This window comes from Bacillus sp. TCT6 (assembly GCF_056033845.1).
Window position 1 is genome coordinate 2562004 of the sequence record NZ_JBVYHX010000001.1, and the last position, 21516, is coordinate 2583519.

At 33.4% G+C, this 21516-nt stretch carries 20 protein-coding genes and 2 pseudogenes; 3 read left to right on the plus strand and 19 right to left on the minus strand.

The window, feature by feature from the left end; all coding sequences use genetic code 11:
- Positions 1-10: 10 nt before the first annotated feature.
- From AC0ONG_RS13145 to AC0ONG_RS13205, 13 genes are all read right to left on the minus strand, one after another.
- A complete protein-coding gene (locus AC0ONG_RS13145) occupies positions 11-700 on the minus strand; it encodes a phosphopantothenoylcysteine decarboxylase domain-containing protein (protein ID WP_000676727.1) in 690 nt (229 codons plus the stop codon).
- Positions 701-715: 15 nt separating this feature from the next.
- Positions 716-1513, minus strand: a complete 798-nt coding sequence (locus AC0ONG_RS13150; RefSeq protein ID WP_127726076.1) for an AAC(3) family N-acetyltransferase — start codon at positions 1511-1513, stop codon at positions 716-718.
- 236 nt (positions 1514-1749) lie between these two features.
- Positions 1750-2151, minus strand: coding sequence for a GNAT family N-acetyltransferase (locus AC0ONG_RS13155; protein ID WP_001053229.1), 402 nt, complete (start codon positions 2149-2151; stop codon positions 1750-1752).
- 56 nt (positions 2152-2207) lie between these two features.
- Positions 2208-3146 carry a DMT family transporter gene (locus AC0ONG_RS13160; protein WP_000644594.1) on the minus strand — a complete coding sequence of 313 codons (939 nt, stop codon included), beginning with the start codon at positions 3144-3146 and terminating at the stop codon, positions 2208-2210.
- 70 nt (positions 3147-3216) lie between these two features.
- Complete coding sequence (locus tag AC0ONG_RS13165) at positions 3217-3738, minus strand: DinB family protein (RefSeq protein ID WP_000653847.1); 522 nt, start codon at positions 3736-3738, stop codon at positions 3217-3219.
- 15 nt (positions 3739-3753) lie between these two features.
- Positions 3754-4254: a GNAT family N-acetyltransferase gene (locus AC0ONG_RS13170; protein ID WP_098438035.1), complete on the minus strand. Its 501-nt coding sequence runs from the start codon at positions 4252-4254 to the stop codon at positions 3754-3756.
- 33 nt (positions 4255-4287) lie between these two features.
- Entirely contained in the window at positions 4288-4833 is a 546-nt protein-coding gene (locus AC0ONG_RS13175) for a GNAT family N-acetyltransferase (RefSeq protein WP_001102493.1), read from the minus strand.
- Positions 4834-4848: 15 nt separating this feature from the next.
- Positions 4849-5550 carry a nucleotidyltransferase domain-containing protein gene (locus AC0ONG_RS13180; protein ID WP_000802430.1) on the minus strand — a complete coding sequence of 234 codons (702 nt, stop codon included), beginning with the start codon at positions 5548-5550 and terminating at the stop codon, positions 4849-4851.
- Between the two features lie 16 nt (positions 5551-5566).
- Complete coding sequence (locus AC0ONG_RS13185) at positions 5567-6250, minus strand: DNA alkylation repair protein (protein ID WP_000478212.1); 684 nt, start codon at positions 6248-6250, stop codon at positions 5567-5569.
- Positions 6251-6448: 198 nt separating this feature from the next.
- A complete protein-coding gene (locus AC0ONG_RS13190; protein ID WP_000635842.1) occupies positions 6449-7396 on the minus strand; it encodes a PLP-dependent cysteine synthase family protein in 948 nt (315 codons plus the stop codon).
- Positions 7397-7570: 174 nt separating this feature from the next.
- Positions 7571-7960: a VOC family protein gene (locus AC0ONG_RS13195; protein ID WP_136997026.1), complete on the minus strand. Its 390-nt coding sequence runs from the start codon at positions 7958-7960 to the stop codon at positions 7571-7573.
- 188 nt (positions 7961-8148) lie between these two features.
- Positions 8149-8970, minus strand: coding sequence for an MBL fold metallo-hydrolase (locus tag AC0ONG_RS13200; protein WP_474203593.1), 822 nt, complete (start codon positions 8968-8970; stop codon positions 8149-8151).
- Between the two features lie 708 nt (positions 8971-9678).
- Positions 9679-9909 (minus strand): hypothetical protein, encoded by a 231-nt coding sequence (locus tag AC0ONG_RS13205; protein ID WP_474203594.1) that lies wholly within the window; start codon positions 9907-9909, stop codon positions 9679-9681.
- A 217-nt stretch (positions 9910-10126) separates the two neighbouring features.
- Between AC0ONG_RS13205 and AC0ONG_RS13210 the strand changes: the two genes are divergently transcribed.
- On the plus strand, positions 10127-10954 hold the full coding sequence (locus AC0ONG_RS13210; protein ID WP_000551449.1) for a peptidoglycan-N-acetylglucosamine deacetylase: 828 nt from the start codon (positions 10127-10129) through the stop codon (positions 10952-10954).
- A gap of 41 nt (positions 10955-10995) precedes the next feature.
- Here the strand turns inward: AC0ONG_RS13210 and AC0ONG_RS13215 are convergent.
- Both AC0ONG_RS13215 and AC0ONG_RS13220 read right to left on the minus strand, forming a co-directional pair.
- A pseudogene (locus AC0ONG_RS13215) lies at positions 10996-11420 on the minus strand (WapI family immunity protein).
- A 154-nt stretch (positions 11421-11574) separates the two neighbouring features.
- A pseudogene (locus AC0ONG_RS13220) lies at positions 11575-12036 on the minus strand (TetR/AcrR family transcriptional regulator); the annotation flags it as partial.
- Between the two features lie 42 nt (positions 12037-12078).
- Between AC0ONG_RS13220 and AC0ONG_RS13225 the strand changes: the two are divergent.
- Together AC0ONG_RS13225 and AC0ONG_RS13230 are read left to right on the plus strand one after the other, a co-directional pair.
- On the plus strand, positions 12079-12303 hold the full coding sequence (locus tag AC0ONG_RS13225) for a hypothetical protein (protein ID WP_000288051.1): 225 nt from the start codon (positions 12079-12081) through the stop codon (positions 12301-12303).
- Positions 12304-12484: 181 nt separating this feature from the next.
- Positions 12485-13156, plus strand: coding sequence for a TerC family protein (locus tag AC0ONG_RS13230; RefSeq protein WP_000346946.1), 672 nt, complete (start codon positions 12485-12487; stop codon positions 13154-13156).
- Between the two features lie 55 nt (positions 13157-13211).
- On the opposite strand, the gene ltaS is transcribed toward AC0ONG_RS13230, so the two are convergent.
- From ltaS to AC0ONG_RS13250, 4 genes are all read right to left on the minus strand, one after another.
- Positions 13212-15185 (minus strand): lipoteichoic acid synthase, encoded by a 1974-nt coding sequence (gene ltaS / locus AC0ONG_RS13235; RefSeq protein ID WP_000808776.1) that lies wholly within the window; start codon positions 15183-15185, stop codon positions 13212-13214.
- 518 nt (positions 15186-15703) lie between these two features.
- The gene (locus AC0ONG_RS13240; protein WP_000633860.1) at positions 15704-17329 is read right to left on the minus strand and encodes an ABC-F family ATP-binding cassette domain-containing protein; all 1626 of its coding nucleotides are present in this window, start codon (positions 17327-17329) and stop codon (positions 15704-15706) included.
- A 308-nt stretch (positions 17330-17637) separates the two neighbouring features.
- Entirely contained in the window at positions 17638-20754 is a 3117-nt protein-coding gene (locus tag AC0ONG_RS13245; protein WP_136997028.1) for an MMPL family transporter, read from the minus strand.
- A gap of 147 nt (positions 20755-20901) precedes the next feature.
- Complete coding sequence (locus AC0ONG_RS13250; protein ID WP_016077541.1) at positions 20902-21468, minus strand: TetR/AcrR family transcriptional regulator; 567 nt, start codon at positions 21466-21468, stop codon at positions 20902-20904.
- Between the last annotated feature and the right edge of the window lie 48 nt (positions 21469-21516).

Consider the following 21516-nt stretch of genomic DNA (forward strand, 5'->3'; position numbering starts at 1 on the left):
AAACTTAATTTTAAAAAGCAGTGACACGATTACATAATACCTCTAAGCTTTTGACAATTTCTTTCGCTGTTTCATCTTTCCCATTACACAACTTCCCTTTACCATCTTGTCCAATTACATAATGCACAGCTCCGCGCGAATATAAAGAATGTGGTGAATTCGCAATCATTACATTCGCCCTTGCTTCTTTCATTCTATTTTTCGCTCTTTCAAACAGTTCTTCTTCATTTAAATCACTTTCAAGTTTAAAACCAATAAGTACTGTTTCTGGGTCCCATTCTTTTATTTGTTTTAATACTTTTGGAGCCTTTTGAAAGTGAATAATCGGTGCAATATCACTTGAAATTTTTCCGTTCATATTAAGAACATTACCATCTTGATCACAGATCTTCTCCACAATCCAATCTGATCCAGCCGCTGCCATAATAACCGCATCAACCTTTTCATGTGTGATGATACTTTTCATTTTATCTTGTAAATCAACAATCCCTTCAAATGGATGTAATTCTAACCCTCTATGTACATCGCTCGGTTTCTCCGCAAAATAACCGTGTAAATATATAACATGTGCCCCTTTAGCTAGAAGTTCTTCTGCGATTATCCTTCCGATTGTACCTTTAGCCATATTCGTATGCCCGCGTACTTGATCCCATTTTTCTAGACAACCACCGCTCGTAATTAATACCTTTTTCCCTTTCATTGTAACCATCCCTTACTAATTTTTCTTACGAAACCATTCTGTTCCAAAGTCAACTATATCACGCTGTTTCATTAGACGACACGTTGCATTCCCTATCTTCCCATTTTTTACAGTTCCTTTTCGCTCAAACTCAACACCAATTTCAACAAACTTCTCAGATTCGTAATCCATTTCAACAAACTCTTTCCACACTCTCTCACCGTTTTCTATAATAGGTGCTCCTACTTGTATTAACTCACATGCACCAGTACGCACCTCGGATAAATGAACAGACGTATTGGAATCATATCCAACACCAATTAATAATACGTACCCGTCTAAATCATATATTTTTCTTAATGGAGATTCTTCTCCAAAGCTCATTGATAACGAATGGTTCATTGTTATTTCTACTGCATGTTTTCCCCATGCAGCAAAACTTCCTAACGGATGATTACTACGTACTACATTCGGATATGTACGAAAACATTCAACTATTTCACCCATTCCCCTTGTTGGGGTTATACGTGAATCAAATGCCGGGACGTTATCTCGGATAATTTGCCACCAGTCTTCCGGTACAGGTGGTCTTGACCAATGTTTCGGATCGGATAAATCCGAAGATTGCGTTGGCATTATTATCGTTCCTTCTTCCGTAACAACTTTCATTAATGCTTCTACTACGGCAACCGCACCACCAGATATCCACCCGATAGAACTTAGTGATGAATGAACGATAATTGTCATTCCTTTTTCGATTCCTAATGCTTTTAAATCTTTTGTTATTGTTTCGATTGTATTTGGAAATTTTGTACTTGCTACTATATCATTCATTTTCATATTGGTTCCCCCACTAGCCATGTAAATTTAAACTTTTATATAAATATATTATCATATTTTTCTTAATTTTTAACTTAATCATATTCATTACTACAAAAATATGTATATTATTATACTGAAGACTCAAAACTCTATTAAAATCGTAGATAATGATGAACGAGAGTTTTTTGAAATGAAGAAAAATGTAGATCTTATTTTTTCAGACTATACTCCATATGCATATTTTTATACTATTTTTCCAAATAACAATGAAATCTTTCGATTTCCTTATATTTTTCTCCTAAACTTTTAACTCGAAAACCAATTCTTTTATAAAATTCTACCGCCCCATCGTCTGTCTCTGCTTCTATATAAGTCAATTGATATATTCTTACAACCTCTTTAATCATTTGCAGTGCAATTCCTTTTTGACGATAATCTGGATCCACTGCTATATGACATACTCGTGCTTTAGTTGCTCCGATTACTTCTATACCTATACAAGCTTTTTCTTCATATTTGTACAAAGTCCCTTTATTATTTTGATAAAGTAATACTGCTTTCTTTAAGCTTATTTCATTTGGACCGACGGCATATTGTAGCACATTTAATATTGAATCTTTTTCAAGTTGTTCAACAAGTTGTAAATTCATACTTTCATCCCTTTCTACGAAAAAATACTAGCTCTTAATAAAAAGAGCTAGTCTCATTACGCCGTTATTTTTTCTTCTTTTTTTACAACGACAGCTACATAACTATGAAGTATCATCCCAATAATAACGAGACTCATACCAATCCAAGATAATGATGACGGAATTGGTGCAGATAACCAGATCAGCTCTCCTACTAGCGCAAATAAAACTTCACCAGACTGCGTCGCTTCCACTGTTGCTAGTTTTTGTGGATCATCTTTCACAAGATCTGTTGCAAAGAAAAATAATACTGTCGCGATTAACCCCGAACTAACTGCTACAATAAAACATTGAAAAACTTGGCTACTTGACGGTAATCCGCCAGTTGATACTTCGTAACCAGATAATAAAAACCAAAATGGTAAACTTGCTAATGTCATACCGAGTACTCGCTGAAATACATCTAATTCCCCTTTACAAACTTGCATCATTTTTCGATTTCCAAGAGGATACGCAAATGCTGCAATAAGTACAGGAACTACACATAAAACGGTTTCACGAATACCTAATGAAGAAGCATGTTCTACTTGCATGAGAACAACACCAAATAAAATAATACCCGACATAACTAATTCCTTCATCGGAAGTTTTTTATGTAGTGGATCCACCGCAAAAAATGGTGTTAACAAAATCCCTGCAACGATTGTAATTTGCCATGTTGATGCAACAAGCCAACCTGGTCCGAACGCTCCAGCAAAACTAAGCGGTGCATAAAAGAGACCAAATCCAACGATACTCCATACTAACCATTCTTTCGGATTGTTTTTCATATATTGAAAGAGTTGCTTTAAGTTCCCTCTATACATAACAATAAGTAATAGCATTGGAACCATAAAATAATACCGTAATGATGCACTCCAAATCCAGCTTCCACCTTCTAAGTCCATTGCCCGGTTTAAAACAAAGGTAAAGGCAAAGAAAAATGATGCCAGTATCCCTATAACAATTGCTTTCATTGTAAAACCCCTTGTTTAGTTTCTCCCTAATACTATACAACAAAATAAATATAATTAAAATTCACAATCTTTAACTTGTATGTAATCTAGCTCTATATAATTTCCTCAATCGACTTATATGTGCTTGATGATATCGATTATGATCTGCTATATGCCAAATTCCCCATCTTATAGTCGCAGTTTCCCCTTTTTCATACAAAACTTCCCGCGTTAAATCAGTTTCTGTTAGTTTCATACATTCTTCATGAAACAATTTTTGCACTGCTTCATAATCTTGCATTAACTCTTGCAACGTGTATTTTCTTAAACTCGGCATTTCTCCTACTTCATTCAACATAGGACCATATTTATTTTCAAATGTTGTTGGAACATCTTCTCCCTTGAAACGATACACCCAATGTAAATCGACAACTGCTAAATGCTGAAGTAACTGCCCAATACTATTTTCATTATTTTCAGACCCTTTATAGGATAGTTCGTTCTCTTCAGTACCTTCTACTAACCTTTGCAATCTATTAAACGTATCAGCAACCGTCGCATACAAAATCGCTACTTGAAGGTCCATATTTCTTTCTAAATGGAGATCTTTCATGCTAAACTTCCTCTCTTAAAAGAACAACACCATATGTTCATCATCACTATACACACCATTCATTTTTATAGCCCTTTTTTCAATTCCGTACGTTTTAAATCCCATTGATTCATATAATCGTTTGGCTGGTTCGTTCGTTGACACAACCCCTAAGTTCAATTGCTCTAGCTTCATCTCTTTTGCCCTTTCAATTGCTTTACGTATTAAATCACGTGCAAGACCACTTCTTCGATTTTCAGTATCTACATACATTGCAACGATATGCCCTTTATGCTTATATGCATCCTTTTCTTCTGTTAATAAAGTAACAACCCCAACTAAACGATTTTCATTATTAAAAGCACCAAATGTAAAACTACTGTTAGATGAAAGATTACTAGCAACGCGTTCAAGAGGGTTTTCTTGACGTACTGCTTCTTCATAAGTCGTTACAAATGCTTCTGGGTTTACTTGTAGTGCTTGTAAACGTAACTCCCAATATTGTTTTGCATCCGTTTTTGTAAGTAATCGAATCATTTTATCTTCCCCTTTTTCATTTACATAATATTTTTATAGGTTATTATTTTTTAATTCATACTCTTCTTTTAATATACTGTAACGATAGCGATGAATGAACTTCCCCTGTCTCAATCGATCATTTCTCATTAACCCTTCGCATACAAATCCGGCATGTTCATAACTCTTTTTAGCTTGTGTATTATCTTCATCTACACGTAACCAAATTTTCTCCAATTCAAACTGGGAAAAACCTATATGTAACATGCTGTTTAGAGCTGCCATTCCAAATCCTTTACCCCAATAGTCTTTATTTCCAATCGCAATTCCTAGTTCTGCATTTTTATTTGTTTTATCAAAATTTTTAAGGTCTACCCATCCAATATGTATACCTTTCTCAGTAACAATTGCCCTTTGTTCATAACCATTTTTTCGGCTTATACAAGCTTCAATCCAGTTTCTCGTATCTTCACGAGTGAACGGAGGATATTGATCTGGTACGACTAAATGCTTTGTTACATCTCTATCTAATGACCATTGATAGCGATCTTCTACATCATCTAATGTCAATTCTCTTAATTGAACATATGGTACATTCATTTTTCTCTCCCCTTTTTATTTACCAATAGAAAATCCTTCGAACACTCTTCCACCATACTGTTCTAACGTCTTTTCTATAAAATGAATTAATTCATTTTTCTCTCCCGTTTTATAAAAATGATCAAAAGCGGCTACAAATTTGTTTGCATATTGCTCATCATACCTTCTTAGCACTCTAATGAACCATTTTGAACTCCCAAGCCACCTACCATTTACTCTTAATACATATTCATGTACTAAATCCGCTAATAGATTAGCGATAAACAATTCTTCTTCTCTTTTCGTTGCACCAATAAAGTCATCTAAAGTATCCGTAATAAAATATCGCTTCTGCTTAATCGTTTCTTCCGTCCATTTATCTGGTCCTTTATGTAGTAAACCATTCGCTTCTTTTTTTAATTTCTCAACAATTTCCTTTTCCCCTTTTAATGCAATCCCTTCTGAAACTAATTGTGGTAACGACGGTCTCCCTCGATCACAATCCATTTTGAAAAAGGTTTTATATGTTTCAAAATTATGAACAAACACCTCAACAGGCCATCCATTACTATAGAAAGATTCTCTATAACAAGAAGTTAAACTTTGATCGACTATTACAATATCAAGGTCAGATGTTTTCGTCGCTTCTCCTCGTGCAACGCTTCCGCCGAGTAAAGCTACATCACAATTCGGAAATTGTGATGTAATTATGTTTTGTGCTGCTTCAATTGGTTTCATAACCGTTCCTCTTTTCTTATTTCACTTTCTTTTTTTCAGCTCTTTCTCTCGCTTTTTTTATATAGCTTTCTGCATCTGGTGTTTTACATGATGTCGCACCGTGATCAACCTCTACTTTTCCAATTTCACGCGCAATTCCAATCGTTTGTCGCTCTAAGTCTTCATTACGAATTCCTATTGCGATTAAAGCACTATTCATCGCTTCTTTTTTTCTATTTTTTTCATTATGTATATTTTCTTTAATCTCTTCTAAGTACGGAGAGAAGAAATCATCATGTAACGCTTTATTTTTAATCGCTATATTTGCTAATAAAGACCAGCCAGCTCTTCCAATCCATTCATCATTAAACTTTGTCCACTCTTCCATTCTTTCTATTGCAATTGGCGAAGTACATATAGATGTCATAAGAAGATCCATTAAACAGTAATAATCAACATCCTGAACCCAACTATTAAGCTGTTCTGTCGTTATTTTCTTCGGATCTAAAATATAAGTTGCTAATGTCATTGCGTCCATATTTTTTGTTTCCCACAATTCAACTGCTAAATCATGATCTTTTTTTAGCTTCTTTTTTAACAATTTTAAATTCGCAAAACTAACTCCGAATAGTGGCTCTTTCGCTCCGTGGTTTTTATACGTTTTACGATTTTGTTCTGTTCCATATTTCTCTAGTTGCTGCATTACTTCCTCAAGAAACATATACCCACCTCTTTATCTTTTATGTTGACTTTATACATGTATGCACGATATATTCTACATTACTTTTTGGTTTTCCTATATTTATTTTTAAAATACGGTATGTGAAATTTCTAAACATTACACAGCCACACCATCAAAAAACTGTACCAGTTAAACATACAGTTTTTTGATGGTCCTCTCTATCATTTGGTCTATCCCCTATTTTTCAACTAATTTTTTTACATCTGACCACTCTTCTATTGACCCTGCGTCCGGAAAAACTGTAACTACATTAAAATTCGCACCTTTTTCTTTCCCAATTTGTTTAGCAGCTAATAAATTCGCTGCCGCAGAAGTTCCTATTTTTATACCAGTATCTTTGTAAAAACGTGCCATTTCATACAGGGTATCTTCATATGAATAAGTCCATTGTTTTTCTATCAAATTTTCTTCCTGTTCTATGAAATGTTGTTTCCTTCCTAAGCCGAACCCACCTGATCCAGCATATTTCTTTAAATCATTTGGTGGTTGTTCCGAAGCATAAGGCAATTCAGCAGGCATTACTAAATGTAGTTCAACATTTTTTGTATAATTCTTTATTGCTGTATAGCCTCCCATTAGAGTTCCACCAGTACCAGCAGATGCTACCCATGCATGTATTGGTTTTCCAATCATTTGTGCAATAATTTCTCGCCCTGTACCTTCAATATGACTTACTATATTTGCATTATTATAATGTTGGAATAAAAAGTATAATTCTGGATTTTGTTTGCTAATCTCTATTGCCTTCTCAATTACTGCGTAAAACCCCTTACATTTATCAACTAAGATTACGTTAGCACCATAATATTTGAGTTTATTTAATAGAGATTGACCAGTTGCAGAACTTAACACTAACGTGCATTCAATCCCTAAACAATTACAAATACACCCAATTGACCTCGCTAAGCTTCCACCACTATACTCTAAAATATTTTGTTTTTTGTCCGCTTCTTGTAAATATTTATTAATCATTCCAAGTGCGGCCCTATCCTTAATTGATCCTGTAGGATTATGCCATTCACATTTAGCATAGATAGAAAGGTTCTTCGTTTCTTCGCATTCTAATTTCATGAGAGGTGTATTTCCAACATGTTTAGAAAACTCTTTAAAATGTTTTACTATCATACTTTTATACCTCCTTCATAACTTATGTTTATTACATTTGCTCTTAGCCAAAATCTTTCTACATTTTAATAACTCTCTCAATAAGATTTTCTTATATAAAAATCCCTACAAACACTGTAGGGATTTATGTCTAAATCATTTTGTTACACTCTATTTCATATAATAATAGTTTCTTTATTCAGATGCATTCATAAGCACAATTCTCCAACCATCTGGATCCTCTATTGTGGTTCCTTTCTCTATCCAATACGGGTTTTCTGGTTCCACCTCATGATAGCCTATATTACTTAATCGATTCACTATCTTTTCAATTTCACCTTTATTAGGCATATAAAAAACTAGTAAATTATCTTTTGTCGGTGCCGGACATGGACTTCCATTAACATGTGTAGTAAACTCCAAATGATATTCTTCATCTGGTAAACCAAACATAACCCCGTCATATCCTTCATGATTGTGAAATTCCCCTATACGTTTTAATCCTAATCCTGTTTCATAAAAACTTATCACTTCTTCAAATCTATCTGTTGGTCTTGCAATTCTAAATTGAACCCAATTCTTCATGCAAATCTCCTCCTTTTCATTTTCCAAAGCTTTATAGTAATTAGTATAGGTTACATATATTCCCTTTAACATCCCTCATTAGTGTGAGCTTCCTAAGTTGAAAGACCTATAAGTTAATAAACAATAGGACTTTCGTATAAAATTCATATAAAATTAGTTATATAAATGTAGAGATGAAATACAAGCTATTACGTATGAAATAGTTCTCCTTGCAGGGCCTTTATATACCGATCAGCAGATCTTTGTACAGCTTTATTTGCATCTTCCACCACACCATGAAATGCATTATATAGTCGACTAAATTGGATATCTTTTACTTTCTCTGCCATATCTCTAACTTTATTCGCTGGTAATGGAATAAGATTGGGATAACTATACATAAAACTTACCCATTTTTGATCCGAAACTACTTGTATAATATCACCTGATAACAAAATACCTTTCCCTTCATTACCGTCTTTCCAATGTATAACAGTCCCGCCCTTAAAATGGCCTCCTAAGCGATGTAATATAAGTTCTTCCGATAACAAAAGATGCTCCCCAGACCAAAATTTAATTTGCTTACTCGGACGAACCACCCACTCTTTATCATCTTCATGAATATAAATAGGTACATTGAATGTTTCTGCCCATTTAACTTGTGTAGAATAATAATGTGGATGAGAAAGTGCTATTGCTTGAATACTACCTAAATCATATATACGTTGTATCGTTTTATCCTCTAAATAACTAATGCAATCCCACATAACATTTAGAGTTTTACTTTGTATTAAAAATGCTGTTTGTCCAATCGCAAATTTAGGTTTAGTAGTAATGCTATACAAACCGCTTTCTTCTTTTATTATTTCGTTTTTGTATAAATTGCTATTTTGCATTGTTTCTAATGTTGTCCATGACTGCCCAATTGGATTAACATATTGTCTTTCCTCATTACAAATTTTACAACGAGAAGGTGCTTCTTCATTTTCGGGATACTGTACTCCACATGTAGTGCAAATATAATTATTCATATTCCCACTCCTTTTTTTTATGTAATTGTTTCTTTACCAATATTTTAATAAAAAACAAAAATATTCGAATCAATAATTGGAACGAAAATGAAGTGATACGAAAGTATGATTAGTCTCCTTTCGTTTTAAGACTTTAGTCTAATTCCTATAAATTTTTTATTTCCTACTTCCAAGAAAATAGAGTTTTAATTTTATTAAAACTTTCTAATATATTTAATCCTTTAATCGTTAAAAGAAGGAGCAAATCTTCATAAAATAAACGAATAAATTAATAGTTTTTGTCAAAATTTTAACACAACAATACTTACTAACACACATCAGGGGGATATTAGGCTTAAATTAAGGAAAGATTTTAATAAAAAGCATTATAATGCTTTATGAAGGAATTACTGCATTAGGTGCTATTATTTTGTACGAGGTATTTAATATAGAAGTTTGTTGATAGAAATATCGGATCAATTAAATTTGATGATTGAAGAGTTTGTAACGAGAGATGAATATTGATTTCAAGCTTCATTTTAGGGGAAATAAACATCACAAACTACATGAATTAAAAAGTAGCCTTAAAGCAAAAGTCATATCCATGAAATGTTTAAATTCATATACAATTTTATACAACCACTTTTTTATAAAGCAAGAAAAGTGGTTGTATGTTTTAAAAAGTATTTTTTGTTACAAAATCATGCTACACATTTCATTAAACTACAACTACTCATTTTCTTTTTTCTTCTTTTGTTCCTCAGATGGCTCTTCTGTTGGATCTGGTTCTTGCTCATCCTTTTTGTTTAATTCATTATTTTTTTCCTCCTGTCTTTGTTCAGAAGGTTCCTCCGTTGGATCTGGCTCCTTTTCATCTATTGGAGCTGGATTACAGCCAATTAATAATCCTACTGTAAATATGCTTGTCATTAATATTGAAAGCATTTTTTTATAATTCAATTAAAGCACCTCCTAAAATTAATATCCCTTGTATTGTTTCCAATTCACCATTCAATTTATCCAATCATTTGTGATGTTTCTTCCAAAATGACATTCCTTTAAAATCTTGCATACTTTTTGCCAAACTTTTTTACACTTGTAAAAAAGTTTTTTTGCATTTCCCTACCTATAATTGCTAATATAGTAGAGTAGAACTTTTATAGAGAGAAGGAAAATTATGCACAATGGAATTCGAATGACAACTTTGGTAAAAAGGGCTATGTTGGTTTGTGCGGGGGTATTATTTACATACGAAGCCGCTTTAGGATCAGTACATACTGCTTTAGCTAGTACAGAGGATGAAGCAAAATCTGTTCAACTTGTAAGTGAGATTCAAACATCTCTTGCTCCGAAAGAGGCTCCAAAGCATTATAACGGACAAGTTAGAAAAGTCGCTTACTTAACATTTGATGACGGTCCCGGAAAATACACAGCTGAGCTTTTAGATATGTTAAAGAAAGAAAATGCAAAAGCAACATTCTTCCTAATTGGTTCAAACGTAAAAGCTTTCCCTGATCTTGTAAAACGCGAAGATGCTGAAGGCCACTACGTTGGGATGCACAGTATGACTCATAACTACAAGAAACTTTACACTGAAGGTCATTATGTAGATGAAATGAAGGAAGATCAAGGCTTAATCGCTGGTGTTTTAGGTAAATCACCAGTATTAACTCGCCCATCTTACGGATCAATGCCAGGATTAAACGAAGCTCTTCGCAACAAAGTTGTAGAAAATGGCTTAAAGGTTTGGGATTGGACAATTGATTCTTTAGACTGGAAATATAACAAAATGCAAGTTGATGCTGCATCTGCTAAAATTGTAGAGAACGTACTACATGGTGCTACAAATCCAACAGAAGTTATCCTTATGCATGATATTCATCCACAATCGGTAAAAGCAGTACCTGGAATTATTAAAGGACTGAAAGAAAAAGGATATGAATTAGAAGCATATAATGAGAACGAACACTTCCCATTAAACTTCTGGCATGATAATCGTATGTAATGAAAAGACTTGATTCCCTCTAGTAGGTTATCAAGTCTTTTTTATCGTTTTGGGAAATTTCTTTGTTGCTCTTCAATAAAAAGAATAATCTTTTCTCTGTCCTCTTGTGTAATACTTATAGAAAATTCGTACTCCTCTTCCTTACACCATGAAGGGGTAAGTTCCTGAGATAATCGGACTACAATTTGAAACTCATCTTCATTTTCCCCCATTAATTCAAACGCTATATTAGGCTCTATGAAATCTAGTTCGGTATATGTAGGATTCGGTAATGATTGAAACCATTTTTTCATACGCTGTAAGTCGAACGTTTGTAGAAAAGGATCCATCGTTTCAAAAACTTTATTTCCTTCTGACAGTTTCGCTTTTACTATTAGCCAATTTCTATCACACTCCTCTTTTGCATCTTTAAATTGGTATTTCACCACCTCTAAATGTAATGCTTTTTTTTATTTTGAAAATTCATAAATTTCTCCTCTTCTTGCTATAAAACTTTTACTTTATAAATTTGAAATTTATACGCCTTTCTTAACTTGTAAGACACTTTCTATCTCCCATTAATTTCAACTCTTAGATATAATGATTTTTATTTACTAATACATATGACTGATTTTAACATATCATCCTTTATACATTAAATAAATTTGATTTGCAATATAATCTGAACTAAAGTGAAGTCCATTCCTTATCCACCACATGATAATCCCTACCAAAGAGGCTGTTTTAATATCAACTGCAACGTAATCATCAGGTAAATTCTTTTTCGTATTCTCTCTTCTCGTTTCTATTAATTGCTTTAAAAATAAAAACAATTGCTCCTCAAATTGATTCATTTTAAATAATATAAATAAAAAATTTCGGTGAATATATAAATAATCTAGCAATTGTGTTAGCTTTTGTTTTTCTGATAAATCTTTTGCATGTATTAAATCAACAATTTTATTTGAAAGCTCATTTAAAATTTCGCTAGTGATTTGGTCTAGTAAATCTTGAATATCTTGATAATGCAAATAAAATGTTGTTCGATTTAACCCTGCTTTTGTTGCGATTTTCTGAACCGTTAAGCTTGAAATAGTAGGATTCGCCAATTAGCAGGTGCTATTGGAACAGCAGTTATTATCACGGTGTATACAATTCAATCCACTTCACACATTTCACAGTTATCTAGTGAGAATGGAAATATATCAGCTATGCAAGTAACAAACTTATCTTCTATCTATAGCTCAAGTGATGCGTACGTATTTATGTTAGTCTTATCTATTGTGGCTTTAATTATTGCATGTTTCACGCCTAAAAAAGTAATAATCAAAGATACGAAAGTAAATCTTCAAACAAAAAATGATAATTAAAAATTAAGCACTTAAAAGATGGTTCCAGAATTGTACCGTATCCATCTTTTTAAGTGTTTATGCACCATAATTATAATCCTTAATTACTATTTGAAGAGATTGTATTTTAATAAATAATCCTTAGAATTCTTAATACGGAATAGCTTATAAGTACATATTAATTATAAGGAGTGATATATTTATGGATTTTCTTTCACCTGAATATTTGTCTGCCTTATTAGCAATTATCGTAATCGATTTAGTGTTAGCCGGAGATAACGCCATTGTAATTGGATTAGCAGCAAGACGATTACCGAAAGATCAACAAAAGAAAGTTATCATTTGGGGAACCGTTGGAGCAATTGCTATAAGAGCTCTTGCTACTTTAGTTGTCGTTTGGTTATTAAAAATACCAGGATTACTTTTAATTGGTGGTGTACTTCTTATATGGATTGCTTACAAATTAATTGCTGAAGGCAAAGACCATGATATTAAGGCAGAAGAAGGATTTTGGTCTGCTATTAAAACCATTATCATTGCTGATGCGTTAATGGGTATTGATAATGTACTCGCTGTTGCAGGAGCTGCGCATGGTAACTTTTCTTTAGTAATCATCGGGCTATTAGTTTCTATTCCTGTAGTCGTATGGGGCAGTACATTGATTTTAAAATGGGTAGATCGTTTTCCTGTCATCATTACGATTGGAGCAGCGGTTTTAGCTTATACTGCTGCAAAAATGATTGTAGATGAGAAATGGTTCGCTGGATTTTTCGAAAGTAACCCTTTCATTAAATGGGCATTTATCATTATGATCATTGTTGGTGTAGTGTTCTTCGGAAAAGCAAAACAAAAAGCAACAGCTAGTTCTGTCTAATAATGATGGTATATTTACAAATAAAAAGCGCTATTCATATGAATAGCGCCTTTTATTATTTAGCTTCCCCTTCCGGAGTCGTTTTTACCTTCGTTTTGTTTTTATCACGATTGTTATAGTTATACTTCGAACGATCTACTGGAGTGAATCCTTCCGGTGTGTAGAATCGTAATAAGTCACCATTTACGACTTGGTCAGAGTATTTTAGTGAGTTTTGAACCATTTGTTCATTTTTCTTTATTTCATCTGTAAATTCTACAGGTTTTCCAGTTGTTGTATCATAGTATTTGCCGTTTAGTGCAGTAACAGTTGGGCTTACGTAGTTACCGTTACGGAACGCAACGACTTGTTTATGCTCTGGTGATAATAAATCTGAACCGAATTGAACATAGTTTTTCGTATCTGTACCTAGTAAGTGTAATAACGTAGGAAGAACGTCAATTTCACCGCCATATTGATGTTGTACGCCACCTTTCACTCCTGGTACACGAACGATTAAAGGCACACGTTGTAACTGTGCATTTTCAAATGAGTTCATTTCTTTACCCATTACTTTTGACATTGCTGCGTTATGATTATCTGAAATACCGTAATGGTCTCCGTACATAACGATAATTGAGTTATCATATAAACCAGATTGTTTCAAGTAATCGATGAAGCCTTTTACAGATTCATCTAAATAGCGTGCTGTTTGGAAGTACGTATCTACTGATGAATCACCTGTTGTTGCTGGTTCAATCGTTGCTTCTGCCTTATCAATTGGATAAGGGAAATGGTTCGATAACGTAATAAACTTCGTATAGAACGGTTGTTTCAACGTTTGTAATAACGGAATAGATTCATTAAAGAACGGTTTATCTTTTAATCCGTAGTTTACTACGTCTTTTTCATTCATATCGTAGTATGACGCATCAAAGAATTTATTAAAACCAAATGATTTATAAATATCGTCACGGTTCCAGAATGTTTTGTAGTTACCATGGAATACTGCTGATGTGTATCCTTGTTGTCCTAAAATAGCTGGTGCTGATTGATACGTATTATGAGATTTCGTTGTAAAGACAGAACCTTGCGGTAAACCAAACATTGAATTCTCTAACATAAACTCCGCATCAGATGTTTTCCCTTGTCCTGTTTGATGGAAGAAGTTATCAAAGTATAGCGTATTCGCATCTTTTGTAAATGAGTTTAAGAACGGTGTAACTTCTTGACCATTTAATTTGTAATCAATTAAGAAGTTTTGGAATGACTCTAAATGAATATAAATTACGTTCATTCCCTTTCCTTTACCGAAATACTCAGGATTTGGACTTGCATAAGTTGATGTTAAATAATTTCGTACTTCTGTCATATTATCGCCATCAGCTAATGCTCGTTCTGTCGATGCTTTCGCACTTTGAATTCCATCATAAATTGTGTAGTTGTATGCCCCTAAATATTTCACAATATAATTACGGTCAAACGTTCTTGTTAATAATTCAGGACGGTCAGACTCTGCAAGACCTAAATTAACACTGAATAATAAAATACCTGCTACAAATACTAGAGATACTTTATGCTTCGCAACACGAATTGGTTTTGGATTTGCAAATTTTGTTGCAACTAACACAATTAATATAATCGTGTCTAAGAAGTATAGTGGATCATAAAGATGTAGCAACGCAAGAATACTACCACCTAAATCTCCAAAGTTATTCGTTTGTGTTAATGTTGGGAACGTAATAAAGTCACTGAAAAAGCGATAGTAAACTACGTTTGCATATAAAAGAATCGACAATAACAAGTTGATAACAATTAACCAAATATAAGATCGCTTCCCTTTTGCAAATAATGCAAGTCCTAAAAATAGAACTGCTGAACTAAGCGGGTTAAAAAACAGCAAGAATTTTTGGATTGTGTTTGAAATTCCTAAATTAAATTCCGTTACATAGGCTGCATACGTTTTGAGCCACAATAAAATAACGGCAAACAGAAAGAATCCAAAATGATTGCTTAACACACTTTTGCTCTTTAATAAGAACTGTTTCATTTCTCCACCTCTTTTGATCATCCAAGGCTTATTTTTTATAAGTCTGTCTCTCTATTCGATTTTTCTTCTTCAAATAGATTTTTTTATTTAACTATATGAAGAATATTAGTAATTATAATTTGAAGCTTGTATTTATTCAACTATTTCTTTTTAAACATTTTGACCTTGGTTTCTATTTAATAAAATAAATTTGTAACATTTCCTGTTTTCTCCCAAGATTCATCCACTAATTATGACATCCCATACTATATACCTTTATAAACTCATTCGCAAACTATTCTATCTCCAATTTTGGTACATATTTCACATGACAAAATAATGTTATTTAATTATATTGCTCACCTTACATTCCCCTGCTTCAACTAAATCTTAAAGTCATTACATCTCTTCCATACATGAAAAATCCTCATGTTCACTAATATTATATTTGAATAATTATTCATTTGCCCCCACCAATGGTGTTATGTTTTCTCGACAAAAAAACTCGCTCTAAAAAGAGCGAGTTTTTTCATTATATATTATTGACCTTTGTACATTGCATCTACTTGTTTTTGAAGTTCTTCATTTTCTAAGTACTCATCGTAAGTTGCTTCTTTATCGATTACACCGTTTGGCGTTACTTCGATAATGCGGTTTGCAATTGTTTGTACGAACTGATGGTCATGAGATGTGAATAACATTGTACCTTTGAAAGCAATTAAACCGTTGTTTAATGCAGTGATAGACTCAAGGTCTAAGTGGTTCGTTGGATCGTCAAGTGTGATTACGTTCGCACCACTTAACATCATTTTAGATAACATACAACGAACTTTTTCGCCTCCAGATAATACAGAAACGTTCTTCTTAACTTCTTCACCTGAGAATAACATACGGCCTAAGAAACCACGTAAGAAGCTTTCTGACTCATCTTGTGGAGAGAATTGGCGTAACCAATCAACTAAGTTATAGTCACTGTTCTCAAAGTATTTAGAGTTATCTCTTGGGAAGTAAGATTGAGATGTTGTGACACCCCATTTGAATGAACCGCTATCTGGCTCCATTTCACCCATAAGGATTTTAAATAATGTTGTCATCGCGATATCGTTACGACCGATAAATGCAACTTTATCACCTTTATTTAAAGTGAAGTACACATTATCTAACACTTTTTCGCCATCAATTGTTTTAGAAAGGCCTTCAACAGTTAATAAGTCATTTCCTATTTCACGCTCAGGTGTGAAGCCAACGAATGGGTAACGACGTGATGATGGTCTAATATCATCTAATGTAATTTTATCTAATAATTTTTTACGAGAAGTTGCTTGTTTCGCTTTAGATGCGTTTGAGCTAAAGCGTGCAATGAAGTTTTGTAACTCTTTTACTTTCTCTTCTTTTTTCTTATTAGCATCTTGTGTTAATTTTAAAGCTAATTGGCTTGACTCATACCAGAAGTCATAGTTACCAACATAAAGTTGAATTTTACCGAAATCAAGATCAGCCATGTGCGTACATACTTTATTTAAGAAGTGACGGTCATGGGATACAACGATTACTGTATTTTCAAAGTTCATTAAGAAGTTTTCTAACCATTGAATCGCTTTTAAGTCCAAGTGGTTGGTAGGCTCATCTAGTAATAGAATATCAGGTTTACCGAATAATGCTTGAGCAAGTAATACTTTTACTTTCTCTGCACCAGTCAATTCTGATAATTTTTTGTCATGAAGATCTTCACCAATACCAAGACCTTTTAGAAGGATTGCAGCTTCTGACTCAGCTTCCCAACCGTTAAGCTCAGCGAACTCACCTTCAAGTTCTGCAGCACGCATTCCATCTTCATCACTAAAGTCTTCTTTCATGTAAATAGCATTTTTCTCTTGCATTACTTTGTAAAGTTGCGTGTGACCCATAATTACTGTTTCTAATACTGGGAACTCTTCATATTCGAAGTGGTTCTGTTTTAATACTGCTAGACGCTCACCTGGCGTAATATGTATATCACCTGTTGATGGTTCAATTTCTCCAGATAAAATCTTTAGAAATGTTGATTTACCAGCACCGTTTGCTCCGATTAAACCGTAGCAGTTACCTGGCGTGAATTTTATGTTAACATCTTCAAATAATTTGCGATCCGCGAAACGCAAACTAACGTTACTTACTGTAATCATTTGTGTCCTCCTACTAATACCGCTTATTTCAGCGTTTTCTCACCTATTGTCTTAAAAAATCGCATATTACGACTCAATTATTGTAGACTATAGCTATTATATAGTAGAAGCTGGATGAATAGCAACGGTTGATTACTATTCATCCCTTTTCTATCTTGAATAAAATGTACGTTTTTAACGAAATAATATTATATAGAAGCATATTTCATAATGAACAGAGATATGAAAGATGAAAAATTCGCAAAATATAAAGATGTGATGGACAAATTTATTAAATAAGAAGAATCCCCTTTTAAAAGGGGATTCTTTTACTTTCTTTTACTTAATTTTTTCGTATAATTCTTCATTTTATTCGTTAACCCTATTAACGCAGGTATCAATATTGGCATCACAATAATAGCTAATAATAACAGTGCAACACCAACAACAGATGCTACTTGTATAAGCGTCAATACACCTGAAGGGATTAATGCAGCAAATGTACCACCTAAAATAAGTGCCGCTGATAATACGACTCCTCCTATGTGACGAGATGCATTTACAATTTTCGTTGCTGGGTCCCCCTCTAGCTCATTGTATCTCATCATTACGAAAATGCTATAATCCACACCTAAAGCGACTATCATTATAAAACTAAAGAATGGTACATTCCAGCTCAATGACTCTACGTTTAGTATGTGTGTACTAATTTGTTCACTTATACCAAGTGATGCAAAATAAGCTAATATTAAAGATCCAATAATGAAGATTGTATTTAAAAATGACCGTGTAATAACGAGTAATACAACCGCAATTCCAATTAACATAATTGTAGCTGTACGTAAGAAATCTTGGCCCGTTACTTCTTTTAAATCAACGTTTCTTGCTGTTGTACCGCCGATCGCTTTTTTTGTTGATTTTAATTCTGTACCATTTAATGTACCGTCTATCGTTTTATTAATTTCTTCAATGATTGGCATCGCTTCTTTTGAATACGGATTTACGTCTAAAATGATTGTCATTTTAGCAGTCTTTCTATCATGTGACATGTACGTATTCAATGCTTTTTGGAAATCTTCTCCCTCTAAAACTTCTTTTGGAATATAAAATTTCTCAGAGCTTTTTGATTCATTCAATTCTCCTAAATATTTCTGAGCATCCCCTAGTCCGTTACTTACCTTTTCGAGCCCTTCTGTACTTTTAGATAATCCTGATTGTAATTGCCTCATCTGTTCTTGCAAGTCTTTCAGCCCGGTTAATAACTGGCCTTGCCCATCATTTATTTTTGTTAATCCGGTTTGTAACTCAGATGACTTGTTCGCAATTTGTTTAGAACCTGAAGCACCTTCATCTAATCCATTTTTAAGATCAGCTGCTCCTTTTTGTAATTTAGTAACTCCATTGTTCATTTCTTTTAAACCGTTATCCACTTTCAATAACGATTGATTCGCTTCTTTAAATGAGCCCATCGCCGCTTTATGATGCGTTGCTAATTGATTTAATTCATTTGAAAGCACACCTAATTGCTTCTGAGCCTCTTTAGCAATTCCTATCGTTTGTAGTATGTTCGGATCATTTGCTAATTCTGGTTTCGTTTGAATAAAATTGGTCATTAACACTTCAATTTGTTCATAACCTTTTTTCGCACCATCAATTGCTTGAGAAATACTTCCGAAGTATTGATCGTAAGAGCTTAAACCTTTTTCTAACTGTGCATAACCAGCATGAAGTTGTGAAGTTGCATTAGATAAAACATTTATATTTTCATTTACTGAAGTTAATCCACCCTCAATTTGTTGCGCACCTTGTGCTCCGTCATTTATACCACTTGATAGTTGATGTAAAGCTGTTCCTAATGCCGTTACACCGTTTTTCGCTTCGTTTGTTCCATCAATTAACTTTTGAACGTTTGCAAGACTATTTGAGTCTTTACTACCCATTTTATCTTTCGCAGCAGTTAACCCATCATTAATGTCCTTTATACCACCATTGGCATCTCCTAACCCCGTATTTAGTTCTCCAGCTTGTTTATTTATATATAGTTCTTTTATCCTTTCCCCAGTTGGACGCGTCGGTGAATATACTTCTGACACACCTTTCACTTTCAAAATCTTATCAGTTAGTTCATCTAAAGTTTGAAGAGAACTCGCCTCGTCTAACTTGTTATCCGATTGAATGACTAACGTACTTGGTGAAGAAAAACCAGGTGGAAAATGTTCTTCTATTACGTTAATCCCCTTTTTCGATTCATATTTATTATCTACTTCAAATAAATCATTGTAATTTAGTGTGTTAGAATATTTCATTAGGAAAGGAATCGATATCACAAATACAATGATTAAAGCTGCGAATGGTCTTACTACTGAGTTTTTCGCAAGAAATCCCCATAAACGACTATCCTCATGACCTTTAAATGTTTTTACTGGATAAAACATTCCTTTTCCTAAAAGCACCATAAAAAATGGATTTAACGTAGTTAATACGAGTAATAATACTGCGACACCAATTGCTACGGCTGAAGTAGATTGATATAATTTAAAACTCGCTAAAGCAAGAGATGCAAAACCAATTAGTACTGCTATCCCACTATATAAAACGGTTTTCCCTGCCGATTTAAACGTTTCTTTCGTAGCTAAAAATGCATTTTCTTGTTTACTTAATTCTTCTTTAAACCTCGTATATAATAAAATGTTATAATCTGTTCCTACTCCAAAGAGGACGACGACTACGAACACTTGTGTAAAGTTTGAAAATGGGAAATTAAATTGATCCACAAGCTGAGCAATAATCCCCATTGAAACTAAATACGACACACCGACTGTAAGAAGAGAAACAATCGGAACAACTGGTGAACGGAATACGAGGATTAATACTACAAGAATGAAAATGATTGAAATAACTTCTGTCTTTTTCACTCCCTCTTGAGAGGATTTAAGAAAATCACCCGCTATTAAGTCACTTCCTGTTAAATACGTTTTTACCCCTTTCGTTTGCACTTTTTCATGAAGATTATTTGAAACCTTTGATATTTCACCATGTTTTTTATCTATCGATATTTGCGTTAAAATAGTCGTATTATCTTTAGAAACTAATTGTTTTTCCAAGTCTTTATTATCTAAATATGAAACAACTTCCTTAATTCCTAATTGCTCTTTTTCATTTTGCAGGGCGTTGATTGTTTTTGTTATTTCCTTCTTTTGTTCATCTGTTAAAGCTGCCTTATTGCCACTATTAAAAACGGCTATAATTTCATACTTTTCAACCCCTTCTTTATCCATCTCTTTCATCATCTTGTCAGCAATACTGCTTTGTTCTGTATTAGGGATTGTAATTTTCCCTTTTTCCTTCACTAATTTATCCATATTAGGCATCGTTACGATCATTGTAATAGTAATAACTATCCATAATAGAAAAGATAAACTTCTCCAATTTTTTAGCTTACTCATTTTAATCATCTCCCGTTTTGAAAGTATAATGTTAGTTCCGGAATGAATATTCATTCCTTTAGTTGTAAAGATTTATCATCTCCTGTTATTCTTTTTCATACCTTTCTCGGAATGAATGTTCATTCCTGTCCTTATAACGCTATAGAATCAAATGATTCTAATAGCATTCCAACAACTTTCTTCCAATTCCTTTACCAAATCATCTGTATATTCTAACTGCCCTGTTTCCATTACTTTAATTAATTTTTCAATTGGTTGATATACAATAATAATTAAAGCAATTGGTGGTAATGGACGAAGCAAACCTTTTTCGATTCCATCTTCAATCAAGTTCATGAAGAAACCCATGAAGTCCTCGAATATTTCATTGCTATGTTCATCTAGAAAATAACTATCACAGTGAGAATTTGTAAAAAGAAAAGCATCTGCATTTTGTCTCGCAAATTCAAATAAACGGTTGTATGTATGGCTAAACTGTTCACGAATATTTGCATCGACCGGGAAATCGTTTTTTATTAATTCCGATAGTTGTAAAACACTTTTCGTAAATAAAGAATTAACAAGCGCTTCTTTATTTTCAAAATAACGGTAGATCGTACCTGCGCCTACTTTTGCTTTTTCAGCAATCATCGGAATTGTTGTACCATCATAACCTCGTTCTGCAAAAAGTTGTATTGCAGCATCAAAAATATCCTCTTGTTTGTTTTTAACCATTTTTCCACCTCAATTTCCAGGAATGAAAATTCATTCCGTTTTTAATTA

Excerpts from the sequence above, each read along its gene's own strand:
- AC0ONG_RS13145 (WP_000676727.1), bottom strand. The coding sequence starts at position 700 with ATGAAAGGGAAAAAGGTATTAATTACGAGCGGTGGTTGTCTAGAAAAA.
- AC0ONG_RS13150 (WP_127726076.1), bottom strand. The coding sequence starts at position 1,513 with ATGAATGATATAGTAGCAAGTACAAAATTTCCAAATACAATCGAAACA.
- AC0ONG_RS13155 (WP_001053229.1), bottom strand. The coding sequence starts at position 2,151 with ATGAATTTACAACTTGTTGAACAACTTGAAAAAGATTCAATATTAAAT.
- AC0ONG_RS13160 (WP_000644594.1), bottom strand. The coding sequence starts at position 3,146 with ATGAAAGCAATTGTTATAGGGATACTGGCATCATTTTTCTTTGCCTTT.
- AC0ONG_RS13165 (WP_000653847.1), bottom strand. The coding sequence starts at position 3,738 with ATGAAAGATCTCCATTTAGAAAGAAATATGGACCTTCAAGTAGCGATT.
- AC0ONG_RS13170 (WP_098438035.1), bottom strand. The coding sequence starts at position 4,254 with ATGATTCGATTACTTACAAAAACGGATGCAAAACAATATTGGGAGTTA.
- AC0ONG_RS13175 (WP_001102493.1), bottom strand. The coding sequence starts at position 4,833 with ATGAATGTACCATATGTTCAATTAAGAGAATTGACATTAGATGATGTA.
- AC0ONG_RS13180 (WP_000802430.1), bottom strand. The coding sequence starts at position 5,550 with ATGAAACCAATTGAAGCAGCACAAAACATAATTACATCACAATTTCCG.
- AC0ONG_RS13185 (WP_000478212.1), bottom strand. The coding sequence starts at position 6,250 with ATGTTTCTTGAGGAAGTAATGCAGCAACTAGAGAAATATGGAACAGAA.
- AC0ONG_RS13190 (WP_000635842.1), bottom strand. The coding sequence starts at position 7,396 with ATGATAGTAAAACATTTTAAAGAGTTTTCTAAACATGTTGGAAATACA.
- AC0ONG_RS13195 (WP_136997026.1), bottom strand. The coding sequence starts at position 7,960 with ATGAAGAATTGGGTTCAATTTAGAATTGCAAGACCAACAGATAGATTT.
- AC0ONG_RS13200 (WP_474203593.1), bottom strand. The coding sequence starts at position 8,970 with ATGAATAATTATATTTGCACTACATGTGGAGTACAGTATCCCGAAAAT.
- AC0ONG_RS13210 (WP_000551449.1), top strand. The coding sequence starts at position 10,127 with ATGCACAATGGAATTCGAATGACAACTTTGGTAAAAAGGGCTATGTTG.
- AC0ONG_RS13230 (WP_000346946.1), top strand. The coding sequence starts at position 12,485 with ATGGATTTTCTTTCACCTGAATATTTGTCTGCCTTATTAGCAATTATC.
- ltaS (WP_000808776.1), bottom strand. The coding sequence starts at position 15,185 with ATGAAACAGTTCTTATTAAAGAGCAAAAGTGTGTTAAGCAATCATTTT.
- AC0ONG_RS13240 (WP_000633860.1), bottom strand. The coding sequence starts at position 17,329 with ATGATTACAGTAAGTAACGTTAGTTTGCGTTTCGCGGATCGCAAATTA.
- AC0ONG_RS13245 (WP_136997028.1), bottom strand. The coding sequence starts at position 20,754 with ATGAGTAAGCTAAAAAATTGGAGAAGTTTATCTTTTCTATTATGGATA.
- AC0ONG_RS13250 (WP_016077541.1), bottom strand. The coding sequence starts at position 21,468 with ATGGTTAAAAACAAACAAGAGGATATTTTTGATGCTGCAATACAACTT.